Source organism: Rosenbergiella nectarea (genome assembly GCF_900111105.1).
GTDB classification, from domain to species: domain Bacteria; phylum Pseudomonadota; class Gammaproteobacteria; order Enterobacterales; family Enterobacteriaceae; genus Rosenbergiella; species Rosenbergiella nectarea.
Genome location: NZ_FOGC01000001.1, coordinates 349,765 through 363,990 on the forward strand (window position 1 = coordinate 349,765; position 14,226 = coordinate 363,990).

Consider the following 14,226-nt stretch of genomic DNA (forward strand, 5'->3'; position numbering starts at 1 on the left):
TAGAAGGCTTTTCGATCACTGGTTGTAATTTGCGCAGGGTTTTTGGACAATGACGTAATTGATAAGAAAAATTTTTATTCAATTTCGCCTTTATAAGGTTTAGGCAAGACTAAGCTTACTACAGTGTGTATATTTCAATGTCATTACGCGATTTGCTGCTGCAAATGGATGTTTAACAGGAGAGTTCGTGGCACGTTTAACCCATTATAGTATGGCAGCACTTTTGTTCGCCGCCCCTTCACTTCAGGCCGCGACGGTCAGGTTGAACCTTGAAGGTCTCTCTGGCGAACTACAAAATAATGTCAGAGTCAGGTTGGCGACCATTACCAGCGAAGAGATCAGTGCGGATAGCCGTTTTCAAGCACGTCTGGATGCAGTCATCAAACAAAGTTTGCGGGCACTGGGCTATTATGAGCCGGTGATTACCTATCGTGTTTCGCCGGAACAAGCGCTGCCCTCTGGTAACGTACTGACTGTCCATGTTGATCCGGGAGTGCCGGTCAAAATCGGTGGCAGCACCTTATCAGTCGAAGGTGAGGGGCAGCACGACACTGAGTACCAGCAATGGGTTGAGCAAGGTCGTCCTAAAGTTGGGACCGTTCTCAACCATGGTGATTACGATAAATTCAAAAACGGCTTTTCCAGTATTGCGCTACGTAAAGGATACTTCGATGGGGCTTATCGTAAAAGCCAATTAGGGGTATCGCTTCCTTTACATCAAGCGTTTTGGGATATCGACTACGATACCGGTCAACGCTATCGCTTTGGCAAAGTGACGTTCTCAGGATCGCAAATCAGAGAAGAGTATTTAGAAAAATTGGTGCCTTTCCACGAAGGTGACTACTACGATTCAAAAACCTTAGCAGAATTAAACCGTCGCTTATCAGCAATGGGCTGGTTCGGTTCGGTAGTGGCTGCGCCTGAATTTGAGGGTGCGCAAAAAACTAAAGTCTTACCGATCAATGCAGCGGTGACCCCTGCGGTGAAAAACAGCTTAGAGGCCGGCGCGGGCTTTTCGACCGACGTTGGTCCGCAACTTAAAGCCACTTGGAACCGACCGTGGGTGAATGAATATGGCCATAGCATTACGGCTAATACCTATTTGTCGCAACCTGAGCAGCAATTAGATTTCACCTATAAAATCCCACTATTAAAAAACCCTATCGAGCAGTATTACACCATTAAGGGTGGGCTGAAGCGCACGGACTTAAACGATACCAAGGCCGATTCGACGACGATCGTCGGGTCGCGCTATTGGGAAAACAGCAGTGGTTGGCAAAAAGCGCTCAATTTAACGTGGCGTTTGGACCACTATACCCAAGGTAATTACACCAATACCACGATGCTGCTTTATCCTGGTGCGAGCATTAATAGAACCCGTTCGCGCGGGGGATTGATGCCGACATGGGGCGACTCACAGCGCTACTCAGTCGATTTTTCCGATACGACCTGGGGCTCAGGGGCTGACTTTGTCATATTACAAGCCTCTAATGTGTGGATCCGGACCTATGCGGAGAAACACCGCTTCGTCGTGAGGGGGACATTAGGCTGGATTGAAACTGACGACTTTGACAAAGTCCCGCCGGATCTACGTTTCTTCGCCGGGGGCGACCGCAGTATCCGTGGCTACAAATATAAAGATGTCTCACCTCGTGATAGCGATAACAACTTAACCGGTGCCAGCAAAATGGCGACGGGGTCGTTTGAATATCAATATAACGTCACTGGGAAATGGTGGGGGGCGGCGTTTCTCGATAGCGGTGAAGCGGTTAACAATTTCAAAGATAGCGATATCAAAACCGGTGCTGGGGTAGGGGTACGTTGGGCTTCGCCTGTTGGCCCGATCAAATTCGATATCGCTACCCCGCTTGGTGACAAAGATTCCCATGGTGTTCAGTTTTATATTGGCTTAGGACCTGAATTATGAGTTGGTGGAAAAAAGGATTAATCGGCCTGCTCGTCATCGTCTTACTGCTGATGACGACCGTTGCCTTCTTAATTGGTACAACCACTGGTTTGCATCTGTTATTCAAAGGGGCAAACCGTTGGGTGCCTGGCCTGCATATCAGCAAAGTCGAAGGCGGCTGGCGTGACCTAACGTTGCGGGATATCACTTATCAAATGCAGGGGGTCGAGGTACGCGGGGGCCAGCTTCATCTGGCGGTGAAAACTTCCTGTCTTTGGCACTCCTCGGTATGTGTTGACGATCTCTCACTAAGCGATGTCAGTGTCGTGGTTGATACCAGTAAGATGGCCCCCACTGCGCCGGTTGACGAGACAAAAAGCGAACCGTTAACCGATATTTCAACACCGTATCCACTGACGCTTAACCATCTCGGCTTGCGAAATATCAATGTTAAAGTCGATGATACAAGTATTGCACTCGGCGAGTTCAGTACAGGTATTGCTTGGCAGAATCGTCAAATTACGTTAGCCCCCACCCAAATTAATAATTTCTTATTAGCCTTACCGACCGTAGCGAAAGTGGCGGTGGATAACGCTGCACAAGCGACCAAAACCGCGATCACTCAAACGGCTGAGCAGGCCGCACAGCAGAAGAAAGCGGAAGACGAACAGGCTCGTCTTGCGGCGCAACAGCCGCCATTGGGCGATACCCTACGTGCGCTATTTGCTAAGCCATTATTGGATCTACCTTCAGTGACCCTACCGGTGGATGTCGATATTCAAGGGATTACCGGCAATACCTTGAGGGTAACGGGGGACACCGAGTTAACCATTAATCAACTTAATCTGAAAGCTCGTGCCCAGAATAACCATATTGCCTTACAACAGTTACAAGTTCAGGCGATACAAGGGCAGCTGCATGCCAGCGGCGACGCTGATTTAGCCAATAATTGGCCCGTTAACATGAACCTTAACAGCACGCTAAATGTTGACCCGATTAAAGGGCAAAAAGTGAAGCTGACGCTGAAAGGGAACATGAAACAGCAAGTTGATTTAGCAATAAATCTTTCAGGCCCGGTGAAAGCTCAGCTGAATGCTATGGCAAAACCGGCGACGATCGGCTTACCTTTCTCCTTAAAACTGAACAGCCCACGTTTACGCTGGCCGCTCACCGGCCCCGCACAGGTCCAGGTCGATAACATTAATGTGGAGACGTCGGGTAAGGCTTCTGATTACCGTATTCACCTGGCGGCAGCCTTAACCGGGCAGGATATTCCGCCTGCACAAATCTCGTTAAACGGTAAGGGCGATCTCGGCCAGTTCAGCTTAGACCGGCTCCGTGTCGCTGCCCTGCAAGGGAATATTGATCTCAATGCATTAGTGGATTGGAATAAAGCGATCAGCTGGCGCAGTGAGTTAACCCTAAACAACATCAATACTGCACGGCAATACCCAGACTGGCCTACCAAGCTCGATGGTCAAATTACAACCAAAGGGAGTGTGTTTGGTGGGACTTGGCAGTTAAGTGTGCCGAAAGTTGATATTAAAGGTAACGTTAAACAGAACCCGGTCAATATTGAAGGCAGCCTGCAAGGCAATAGCTACATGCAGTGGAAAGTGCCGAAAATGTTAGTCGCATTGGGTCGTAACCACTTCAATGTTCATGGCCAACTGAACGATACGCTGATGCTCGATGCGGATATTGATGCACCGGCGCTCGACAATGCCTTGCCAGGACTTGGCGGAACCCTTAAAGGGGTGATCAATGCCCGAGGTACCCTCAAGCAGCCGGAGCTGAAGGTTGATCTGCAAGGACGAGCCTTGCGTTGGCAGCAGATACGCCTGCAGTCATTAGCCTTGAAGGGCAATGTCAGCTCTGCTGAGCAGATATCGGGTAACTTGAACCTGAATCTGCAACAGTTGCATCAAGAAGGGGTCGATATTCAGCAAATTCTGCTAAACGCTGGCGGTAATGAGCAAGCCCATCAACTCACCTTGAAAGTCACTGGCAAGCCGGTGGCAGGCGAGTTAGCGCTAAAAGGCCATTTCGATCGTCAGCAGCAACGTTGGCAAGGTAGCTTAACTCGGAGTCAATTCTCGACGCCAGTGGGTAATGTGACCTTAAGCCGTGCGATGAGCCTCGATTATCAGAATCTTAAACAGACGATTACCGTCGGTAGCCATTGCTGGTTGAATCCTAATGCGGAGCTATGCGTACCCGAACCTATCGTGGCGGGCCCAGCGGGGCATGCACATCTGCAGATCCGCAAACTCGACCTGGCGATGCTAAAAGACTTCCTGCCCGCACAAACGCAGCTATCAGGACGTTTTAGTGGCGATACGCGGGTAAATTGGACGGCGACTGGCGGACTACCTGACGCGAACCTAAGCTTGACCGGCCAAGGGGTCGAGGTACGTCAAGATGTACAAGGTAAGATGCTACCCATTGCTTTCGACCGGTTAGATCTGAAAGCGGCATTAGTGAAAGGTAAAGCGCAGCTGCAGTGGCTTATCAAGCTGGCTAACAATGGACAGCTAACCGGTAATGTACAGGTTGCTGATCCCGAGAATCGTCGGACCTTAGGCGGGACGGTAGGGATCGATAATCTCTCCTTGGCAATTCTTAATCCGGCGCTATCAAAAGGCGAAAGTGTTCAAGGGATACTGAATAGCCAGTTACGCTTAGGCGGCTCGTTACAAAATCCACAAGTGTTTGGTCAACTCGCGCTTAAAAATGCAAAAGCACAAACCAGTGCGATGCCGGTAGAATTGACTGATGCGAACCTTTCGATGGTCTTTAATGGCATGTCATCGACGCTTGAAGGATTAATCCAAACGGCTCATGGTAATTTAAATCTGTCGGGCAATGCCGATTGGCGTCAGCTTGATAACTGGCGTGCGCACATTGCCGCGAAGGGTGAAAAAATCCGCGTCACCGTGCCACCGATGGTGAGGATGGATGTCTCGCCGGACCTCACTTTTGATGCCACGCCAGCGGCCTTTAACCTCGATGGGCGAGTCGATATTCCGTGGGCGAGAATCGTGGTGCAAGATGTGCCAGAAAGCGCGGTCGGCGTATCGTCGGATGAAGTGATGCTCGACGAACATCTACAGCCGATCAAACCGACCACGACTAGCATGGCGATTAACAGTAACCTGATTATTCATGTAGGCGATGATGTAAGGTTATCGGCATTTGGTCTTAACGCGCTGTTGAATGGCGACCTTAAAGTTGGGCAAGGGAAAAATGGCTTGGGCCTAAATGGACAAATCAATATTCCTTCAGGCCGCTTCCATGCTTATGGACAAGACTTAATCGTGCGCAAAGGGCAGCTACAGTTCTCGGGGCCGCCGGACCAACCTTATGTGAACTTAGAGGCTATCCGTAACCCCGATGCAACCGAGGACAACGTTACCGCGGGTATCCGTGTCACCGGTTTAGCCGATGAGCCGAAAGTTGAGGTCTTCTCCGACCCGACGATGTCTCAGCAAGCCGCACTCTCTTATTTATTAAGAGGCCAAGGTCTTGGAAACAGTGATGACAGTAATGCATTAACTTCTGCTTTAGTTGGTTTAGGGGTTGCACAAAGTGGTCAAGTTATGGGTAAAATCGGCGAGACTTTTGGTGTCAGCAATTTAGCGTTAGATACCGCGGGCGTTGGCGACAGCCAACAAGTCCAAGTCAGTGGCTATGTACTACCAGGCCTACAAGTAAAATACGGAGTGGGACTCTTCGATTCGTTAGCAACACTTACGCTACGATATCGTTTGATGCCTAAACTCTACCTGGAAGCAGTGTCTGGCGTCGACCAGGCATTGGATGTGCTTTATAAGTTTGAGTTTTAGCTATGCGAATCATTGTCTATGGCAGTTTACGACGTAAGCAGGGAAATAGTCATTGGATGACGAATGCTCAGTGGCTGGGTGACTATAAAGTCGAAGGCTACGAGCTTTATAATCTTGGCCACTATCCGGGGGTGATCCCCGGTGAAGGGACGATTGAGGGTGAAGTGTATCGTATCGATGCCATGACCTTAGGTGAACTGGATGCCTTGAGAACCAAAGGGGGCGAATATAAACGCCAGCTGGTCTCGACGCCTTACGGCAGCGCGTGGGTGTATATTTATCAGCGTTCTGTGGCAGGTCGCCCACAAATAGCGAGTGGGGATTGGCTAGATAGGAGTGATAACCCTTAAAATAAAGACGCCGTCACGATAGACGGCGTTTTTTTTGGAGCAATTACTTCTGTTGGGCGCGTTCGAAAGAAGAAACGATTTCTGCTTTCGCAGCAGCAGCGTCGCCCCAACCTTCAACTTTTACCCACTTACCTTTCTCAAGCGCTTTGTATTGCTCGAAGAAGTGTGCGATTTGGCCACGGAGTAACTCAGGCAGATCATTAACATCTTTAATGTGATCGTACTCTTTAGACAGTTTGCTGTGTGGCACAGCAATCACTTTAGCATCTTCGCCTGACTCGTCGGTCATCTTCAGGACGCCAACTGGACGGCAACGGATGACTGAACCTGGCTGTAATGGGTAAGGCGTTGGGACTAAGACGTCAACCGGGTCACCATCTAAAGACAGGGTGTGGTTGATGTAACCGTAGTTACATGGGTAGAACATTGCGGTTGCCATGAAACGGTCAACAAACAGAGCGCCTGATTCTTTATCAACTTCATATTTGATCGGTGCAGCATTTGCAGGGATTTCAATAACAACGTTGATATCTTCAGGTAAGTCTTTACCTGCTTCGACGAGGTTCAAGCTCATGATTGATTCCTATTTATCAGTAAAATTCGTGGTGCGCAGTATAGCGAATTACGCACCGGTATGTGTCCGATTTTTTCAATCGCTTACTGATTTTCACTGATAAAACGTTCGACATCTTCCACCATGTATTGGTTACCGACATAAAATGGGCAACGTTCATGGATGGTTTGCGGTTTCAAATCGAGAATACGGTTGACACCGTCGCTGGCTTTGCCGCCCGCTTGCTCTGCTAAGAAGGCCATTGGGTTACACTCGTATAATAAACGGAGTTTCCCTTTTGGATGGCTCGCTGTTTGTGGATAGAGGTAAATGCCGCCTTTGAGTAGGTTACGGTGGAAGTCAGCCACTAATGAGCCGATATAGCGCGAGGTATAAGGGCGGTGCGTCGCCTCATCCTCTGCTTGGCAGAATTTCAGGTACTTTTTCACGCCAGCCGGGAAATGCACGTAATAACCTTCGTTAATGGAGTACATTTTTCCGGTAGAGGGGTAGGTAAGACGCTCTTGGTTTAAGCAGAATACCCCCAAAGACGGATCATAGGTGAAGGCGTTAACACCGTTACCAGTGGTATACACCAACATGGTCGACGAACCGTAGACGACGTAGCCCGCGGCCACTTGTTGGCGACCCGGTTGCATAAAGTCTTCTTCGGTAATCGGTGTACCGACCGGTGTGACGCGGTGATAGATAGAGAAAATAGTTCCTACCGAAACGTTAACATCGATGTTTGATGAACCGTCCAGCGGATCCATCAAGACCACATAACGGCCATCTTCGAAGCCTTCAAAAATAACGAACTCGTCCTCTTCTTCAGAGGCGATCCCAGCAACAATCCCACGGGCTTTTAGCGCAGATTTCAGTTTTTCATTCGCGTATAAGTCGAGCTTCATCTGTTGCTCGCCTTGTACATTCTCGATCCCGTTCGCGCCGAGAATATCTAATAAGCCCGCTTTATTGATATCACGATGAATAATTTTCGCGCCAAGTTTGATTGCTGAAAGAAGGGCGGTGAGCTCACCGGTGGCATGGGGAAAGTCTGCTTGTTTTTCAACAATAAATTCGCCTAAGGTCTTCATTGCGTATCCTGATCGTATATTGGTTTACTTTTCATTAACAGTCTAGTCAAGCTACACTGCGGACCGGATCAAATCAATCCTCTCAGTTGCTCCTAAATGCGATATAGGTAAACTGTACAAAAAACTTAGTGGTAGATCTCTTTATGCGAATTCATATTCTCGGTATCTGTGGAACATTTATGGGTGGCTTAGCCATTCTCGCGCGCGCTTTGGGACATGAGGTAACAGGGTCTGATGCGAACGTGTATCCACCGATGAGTACCTTATTGGAACAACAAGGCATTAGTCTGACGCAAGGCTACGATCCCCAGCAGCTGGATCCGGCTCCCGATTTAGTGATTATCGGTAACGCGATGTCGCGGGGTAATCCCTGCGTCGAAGCGGTGCTCGAAAATAATATTCCCTATGTCTCAGGCCCGCAGTGGCTACATGATTTTATTCTGCGTGATCGCTGGGTGATTGCCGTAGCCGGGACCCACGGTAAGACGACAACTTCCGGTATGGTTGCGTGGATCCTTGAGTCGTGTGGGATGGCACCGGGTTTTGTCATCGGCGGCGTACCGGGTAACTTCGATGTCTCGGCACGGTTGGGCGATAGCCCGTTTTTCGTCATTGAGGCAGATGAATATGACAGTGCCTTTTTCGATAAACGGTCGAAATTTGTCCACTACTGTCCACGTACGCTGGTGCTGAATAACCTTGAGTTTGACCATGCAGACATCTTTGATGACCTAAATGCGGTGAAAAAACAGTTCCACCATTTATTGCGGATTGTGCCGGGTAAAGGAAAAGTGATCTGGCCAGAACAAGATCATAATCTGCGTCATGTTGTCGGTATGGGCTGCTGGAGCGAGCAAGAGACAACTGGCCCACAGGGTCAATGGCTTGCACAGAAAAGCTGCCCCGACGCCTCCCGTTGGACGGTGAAGCTGAACAATGAAGTGGTAGCAGAGGTCGAGTGGGGATTGGTCGGTGAACATAATATGCATAATGGCTTGATGGCGATAGCCGCTGCCCGGCATATCGGCATCACTCCACACGACGCAGCGAAAGCGTTAAATGAATTCGTCAATGCGAGACGCCGTCTTGAATTACGCGGGACGGTGAACGGAATTGAGGTTTATGATGACTTCGCTCACCACCCTACGGCTATCTTGGCGACGCTTTCTGCTCTGCGCAGTAAGATTGGCGGTACTCGTCGTATTCTAGCAGTGTTAGAGCCTCGTTCGAATACGATGAAGTTGGGTGTCAGCAAGAATGAGCTCGCCCCTTCATTGGCACGCGCCGACGAGGTGTTTCTGTTCCAGCCGGGGCACATCCCTTGGCAGGTTTCCGATGTGGCAGAAGCCTGTGTCCAGCCGGTACAATGGAGCGCCGACATCACTCATTTGGTCGCGATGATCATGAAGTCCGTGAAGCCAGGCGATGTCATTTTAGTGATGAGCAATGGTGGTTTCGAGGGGATCCATCAGAAACTGCTGGACAGTCTGTCGACCTTAAACGCAGTGTAATCAAACCATGCCGCTCAGTGTTGACGCTGGGCGGCAATTAACGATTAGGCTTCGGCAAGTTCACGCAAGTATTGGAAAATCTGGCGCGATGATTTTGGAGGCTTATTCGTGGCTTTCTCTTTTTGTGCATTACGGATCAAGCTGCGAAGCTGTTGGCGATCCGCCGCAGGGTACAGCTCAATCACCTCATCCATCGCGCTATCTCCCTGCTCAATCAGACGATCACGCAGGACTTCCAATTTGTGAAAGAGTGCGACTTGCTGGTTATGACGGTTTTTCAGCTTATCGAGCGCGAGGCGGATAGGCTGTTCATCACGCGAACGCAGCATTTTACCAATTAATTGAATTTGGCGACGGCGTCCTTCTTTTTTGATCCGTTGGGCTAATTCAATGGCCTGACGTAACTCTTCATCTAGCGGGAGTCGATCGAGTTCGTTCTTGCTTAACTCCATCATCTCCATGCCGAGACGCTTAAGCTCTTCTGCATCACGCTTGATTTCACTTTTACTGACCCAAATAATCTCTTCGTCTTCTTCATCTTGCGGATCAGGCTGGTGGTCGAGCCACTCATCGGGCGGGTTAATCATGGTAGGGCTCCTAAAAAAAGTGGCTTATGCTATCAGGTTACAGCCAGACTGCGAAATTGTTCTCTGACTCTGTTAAACTCATTCTACCTTCAGATAACAGCAGATGGCAGAGCAATGAGTGAATCTCTTCAAGTTTTAGAACAACAACAGGTTCTTGAACACGCAGTCGAACATGCCTTAACCTTCGCAAAAAGCCGCACAGATGGCGCAGAAGTCGCCGTCAATAAAACGACTGGACTGAGCGTAAGCACTCGCTATGGTGAAGTCGAAAACGTTGAATTTAATAGCGATGGTGCTTTAGGCATCACCGTTTATCTGGGGCAGCGTAAAGGGAGTGCCTCATCCACCGATTTAAGCCCTGCAGCGATTGAACGTGCGGTGCAGGCGGCCATCGATATTGCCCGCTATACGTCAGCAGATCCTTTCTCGGATGTGGCGGATGCCTCCTTACTGGCATGGGACGCCCCGGATTTAGACCTTTATCATCCTCTCTCCATTACCCCAGATCGCGCTATTGAGTATGCGGCAGCGGCTGAGCAAGCGGCATTGGAATGTGACCCCCGTATCGTGAATAGCGAAGGGGGAAGTTTCAGCAGCCATGCTGGGATACGCGTCTTTGGGAATAGCCACGGATTTTTGAAAAGCTACTGTTCAACCCGTCACTCCATGTTTAGTTCGGTGATTGCCGAGCAGAATGGTCAGATGGAACGAGATTACGCTTATACCTCAGGGCGTGACTTTGCCGACTTGAAAAGCGCAGAGTGGGTTGGACAAGAGTGTGCACGCCGTACGCTGTCACGTCTGTCCCCCCAAAAACTCTCTACCCGTAAAGCACCCGTCCTTTTTGCACCGGAAGTGGCGAGTGGATTGATCGGTCACCTCGTTGGCGCCATTAGCGGTAGCAGCGTCTATCGTAAATCGACCTTTTTACTCGACAGCCTTGGGAAACAAATCTTTCCAGAGTGGCTATCGATTATTGAACAACCGCATCTGCTTAAAGGAACGGCATCCTCGCCTTTCGATAGCGAAGGCGTACGTACTCAACAACGTACGATTATCGACCAAGGGGTTTTACAAACTTGGCTGATGACCAGCTACTCTGCTCGCAAACTGGGTTTGCAGAGCACCGGTCACGCAGGGGGCATCCACAACTGGCGTTTAGCCGGTCAAGGTCAAAGCTTTGAACAGTTACTGAAAAGAATGGGCACCGGACTGGTGGTGACTGAACTAATGGGGCAGGGTGTTAGCGCAATGACCGGCGACTATTCACGTGGCGCTGCAGGATTTTGGGTGGAGAATGGTGAAATTCAATATCCCGTCAGCGAAATCACCATCGCCAGTAACCTGCAGGATATGTGGCGTACGATGGTGACAGTCGGCGATGATATTGACGAGCGTGGCAATATTCAATGTGGATCGATTCTGTTAGAACAGATGAGTATTGCCGGCCAATAAAGGGAAGATGTTATGCGCCAAATAGGTTTCGTCGTGCTGGGTACCGCGCTGATTTGTTCCTCGTTGACTTTTACCGCACGAGCCGCGGACTTAGAAGGGGATATGCTCAGCCTATCCTCGGGTCTGAGTACAGTATTGAGCAGTCATCAGCCGAGTGAAATGCAGCAGGCGTTAACGCAAATGCGAGATGCAGCAAAAGACGCCAAAACGGCGACACCCCCCTCGTTAGCGGGGAGTGCACCGCAAAGCCCTGCCATGCAGGGCTGGCGTGATGCGTTCGATCAGTTAATCGCTAAAGTCAATCAAGCTGAGCAACAGGTCAAACTCGGTAAGCTGGCTGAGGCCAAGCAGATCGCGCAACAGATTGCGGCCTTACGCAACGAAAATCATCGTAAGTACCGCTAGTTTGTCAGTCATGCTAGGCATGAAAACCCTGCCGATATTGGCCAGGGGTAATGCCTAGCGCTTTCTTAAACATGGTGATAAACGCAGTCACCGATTCATTGCCTAGTTCATGGGCGATAATCTCTACGCGCTCCCCTTCTACCAGTCGATTGATAGCAAGAATCAGCGGTAACTGCTGTCGCCATGGACGAAAACTCAATCCGGTCTCACTGATCATCAGCCTCGCTAAGCTTCTCTCACTTAGCGCTAATTTTTTTGCCCAATAGGCGGCAGGATGCTTCGCTTGGCCGGGTTGCTGGATGGCCTCTACTAACAAACGAATTTTAGGATGACTCGACATCGGTAGCTGCAACTTACCTATAGGTTGCTCAACCAGTTGATCGAGCAGGACTGTGATTAAACGCTGCGTCTTAGGGGTCTGATACTGGTCAAGGGGAAGAGACGCTAAACGAAAAATCAGCTCTCTGATGAGAGGGGAGATACGTAACGTACAGCACTCCTTGGGCATGTCGGCGCTGTGCGGTTCAATAAAGACGAAACAAAACTCTGCATGCTGGGAGACTTGATTGCTATGGATGACTTGACTTGGGATCCAGATGGCTTGACCGGTCGGCGCCATCCAAATGCCATCTTCTACTTGGCAGGTAAGGGTCCCTCGCAAGGGAAGAATTAACTGCCCTTTACGGTGCTGATGAAAGGGTAATTCAGGGAATGAGTCCGCGGCGTTAACCCGAAACGCCCCCACCTTATCGAGATGGCGATCTGGATCGAAGCCTTGCGGCATAGTGGGAGCGTGCATGTTGTCCATTTTTAGCGATAAATTGTCATTATAGCTTGATTTCACCAGGGTGTAGAGAGGCTATGCTACGCTCACGTTACTTGAAAGAGATTCTCCTATGGCGTCACCTGCTATGACACACCACTCAAAAAAATCATTAATCATTGGCATTTTACTGGTTGCGACAACCTTAAGAGCGCCTTTTACAGGGTTAGCCCCGCTGTTAGCAACACTCGGCCACCATTTAGGGTTAGGGACTATGCAGGTAGGGCTGCTCACTACCTTACCGCTACTGGCTTTTGCCTTACTCTCGCCAATGGTGCCTTATTTAACCCGTTACCTCGGGTTAGAACGTAGTGTCGCCGTAGCCTTGGTAGCGATTTGCCTGGGGGTTATGCTGCGGGCGTTGGGCACGGTCACCTTTCTTTATCTCGGAACCGTGATCATCGGTGCGGGTATTGCCGTTGGCAATGTGATCCTACCGAGTTTATTGAAGCGTGATTTCGTGAGTATCCTCCCTAAAATGACGGGCGCTTATTCATTAACGATGGGGATAAGCGCAGCATTAGCCTCCGTATTGGTGGTGCCGCTTGCGACGCATTTGGGATGGGCGCAAGCCTCATTAAGCTTACTCATTTTCCCGTTGATTGCTTTGATAGTCTGGGCGCAACAGCTTAAAGGGAGGGCGGTTACCGGTTTATCGCGGCCGGCGATGAGCAGCAATGCACAGATTTGGCGTTCATCCTTGGCTTGGCAAATAACGCTCTTTCTGGGATTGAACTCGCTGATTTATTACGTATTGGTCAGTTGGTTGCCTGTACTGCTCGTGGACAGCGGTTTCTCGGCGACCAAAGCCGGTAGCTTACATGGATTACTGCAATTAGCGACTGCACTGCCTGGCCTCATTATTGGTGCGGTGATTGCACGTTATCGCGATCAGCGTTGGCTCGCCATGGCGATGGCAAGCCTATGGGTGGTGAGTCTTGTAGGATTATGGGGGATGCCAGGCTGGGCAATACTGTGGGTCGGGCTTGGAGGAATCGGGTCGGGTGCCGCGATGATTCTGGGCCTATCGTTGATTGGACTACGCAGTCGTTCGGCTCACCAAGCGGTAGCGCTTTCAGGGATGGCACAGGCGGTGGGCTACTTATTAGCGGCAGCTGGCCCCGCCGCGATGGGGAAGTTACATGAACAGAGCGGAAGCTGGCACTTGCCCTTACTTTTTTGTCTACTCTTAGCGATTGCAATGATGGCGATGGGCTTGCTTGCTGGGAAAAATCGACTGATGGACGAGTAAAAAAAAGAGGTTACTGCATGCAGTAACCTCTTCTCAAAAAAGGTGAAGCTGACCGATAAGCCGGGTTCTGTCGTGGACAGTCATTCCTCTAGGCCAGCAATCGCTCACTGGCTCAAGCAGCCTACCCGGGTTCAGTACGGGCCGTACCATGTGAACCCCTATTTGGCCTTGCTCCGGGTGGAGTTTACCGTGCCACGGACTGTTGCCAGCCGCGCGGTGCGCTCTTACCGCACCCTTTCACCCTTACCTGATCCCTTGCGGGCCATCGGCGGTTTGCTCTCTGTTGCACTGGTCGTGGGCTTGCGCCCCCCAGGCGTTACCTGGCACCCTGCCCTATGGAGCCCGGACTTTCCTCCCCTCCGCCCGTCTCCCTTTCGGGACGACGACGAAGCGGCGACTGTCTGGTCAGCTTCGGCGGCGGATGATAGGGGAAATTACCGCC

The 14,226-nt window shown here is 50.3% G+C and carries 11 protein-coding genes and 1 other RNA gene; 7 read left to right on the plus strand and 5 right to left on the minus strand.

The annotated features are described in order from the left end of the window. The first annotated feature begins 211 nt into the window (after window positions 1-211). From tamA to BMX14_RS01705, 3 genes are read left to right on the plus strand one after another with little or no spacing between them, the layout of a single operon-like run. On the plus strand, window positions 212-1,927 hold the full coding sequence (gene tamA / locus BMX14_RS01695) for an autotransporter assembly complex protein TamA (protein ID WP_092672449.1): 1,716 nt from the start codon (window positions 212-214) through the stop codon (window positions 1,925-1,927). After that, window positions 1,924-5,751, plus strand: coding sequence for an autotransporter assembly complex protein TamB (gene tamB / locus BMX14_RS01700; protein WP_092671805.1), 3,828 nt, complete (start codon window positions 1,924-1,926; stop codon window positions 5,749-5,751). Before tamA ends, tamB begins: the two co-directional genes overlap by 4 nt. A 2-nt stretch (window positions 5,752-5,753) precedes the next feature. Beyond that, the gene (locus tag BMX14_RS01705) at window positions 5,754-6,101 is read left to right on the plus strand and encodes a gamma-glutamylcyclotransferase family protein (protein WP_092671808.1); all 348 of its coding nucleotides are present in this window, start codon (window positions 5,754-5,756) and stop codon (window positions 6,099-6,101) included. 43 nt (window positions 6,102-6,144) lie between these two features. On the opposite strand, the gene ppa is transcribed toward BMX14_RS01705, so the two are convergent. Both ppa and fbp read right to left on the minus strand, forming a co-directional pair. Further along, on the minus strand, window positions 6,145-6,675 hold the full coding sequence (gene ppa, locus BMX14_RS01710; RefSeq protein ID WP_048912771.1) for an inorganic diphosphatase: 531 nt from the start codon (window positions 6,673-6,675) through the stop codon (window positions 6,145-6,147). Window positions 6,676-6,758: 83 nt separating this feature from the next. Next, window positions 6,759-7,751 carry a class 1 fructose-bisphosphatase gene (gene fbp, locus BMX14_RS01715; RefSeq protein ID WP_092671811.1) on the minus strand — a complete coding sequence of 331 codons (993 nt, stop codon included), beginning with the start codon at window positions 7,749-7,751 and terminating at the stop codon, window positions 6,759-6,761. Window positions 7,752-7,894: 143 nt separating this feature from the next. Here fbp and mpl point away from each other — a divergent pair, with 143 nt between their 5' ends. Then, a complete protein-coding gene (gene mpl, locus BMX14_RS01720; protein ID WP_092671814.1) occupies window positions 7,895-9,262 on the plus strand; it encodes a UDP-N-acetylmuramate:L-alanyl-gamma-D-glutamyl-meso-diaminopimelate ligase in 1,368 nt (455 codons plus the stop codon). A 44-nt stretch (window positions 9,263-9,306) separates the two neighbouring features. On the opposite strand, the gene yjgA is transcribed toward mpl, so the two are convergent. Beyond that, window positions 9,307-9,849 (minus strand): ribosome biogenesis factor YjgA, encoded by a 543-nt coding sequence (yjgA, locus tag BMX14_RS01725; protein ID WP_092671817.1) that lies wholly within the window; start codon window positions 9,847-9,849, stop codon window positions 9,307-9,309. Between the two features lie 114 nt (window positions 9,850-9,963). On the opposite strand from yjgA, the gene pmbA reads away from it, so the two are divergent. Together pmbA and BMX14_RS01735 are read left to right on the plus strand one after the other, a co-directional pair. Then, the gene (pmbA, locus tag BMX14_RS01730; protein WP_092671820.1) at window positions 9,964-11,304 is read left to right on the plus strand and encodes a metalloprotease PmbA; all 1,341 of its coding nucleotides are present in this window, start codon (window positions 9,964-9,966) and stop codon (window positions 11,302-11,304) included. A 12-nt stretch (window positions 11,305-11,316) separates the two neighbouring features. After that, the gene (locus BMX14_RS01735) at window positions 11,317-11,709 is read left to right on the plus strand and encodes a cytochrome b562 (RefSeq protein ID WP_092671823.1); all 393 of its coding nucleotides are present in this window, start codon (window positions 11,317-11,319) and stop codon (window positions 11,707-11,709) included. 13 nt (window positions 11,710-11,722) lie between these two features. Here BMX14_RS01735 and BMX14_RS01740 read toward each other — a convergent pair whose 3' ends face one another. Beyond that, a complete protein-coding gene (locus BMX14_RS01740) occupies window positions 11,723-12,508 on the minus strand; it encodes an AraC family transcriptional regulator (protein ID WP_092671826.1) in 786 nt (261 codons plus the stop codon). A gap of 97 nt (window positions 12,509-12,605) precedes the next feature. Between BMX14_RS01740 and BMX14_RS01745 the strand changes: the two genes are divergently transcribed. Beyond that, window positions 12,606-13,784 carry an MFS transporter gene (locus BMX14_RS01745; protein WP_092671829.1) on the plus strand — a complete coding sequence of 393 codons (1,179 nt, stop codon included), beginning with the start codon at window positions 12,606-12,608 and terminating at the stop codon, window positions 13,782-13,784. 40 nt (window positions 13,785-13,824) lie between these two features. Here BMX14_RS01745 and rnpB read toward each other — a convergent pair. Further along, window positions 13,825-14,197: RNase P RNA component class A (rnpB, locus tag BMX14_RS01750), an RNA gene on the minus strand. Window positions 14,198-14,226 lie beyond the last annotated feature (29 nt).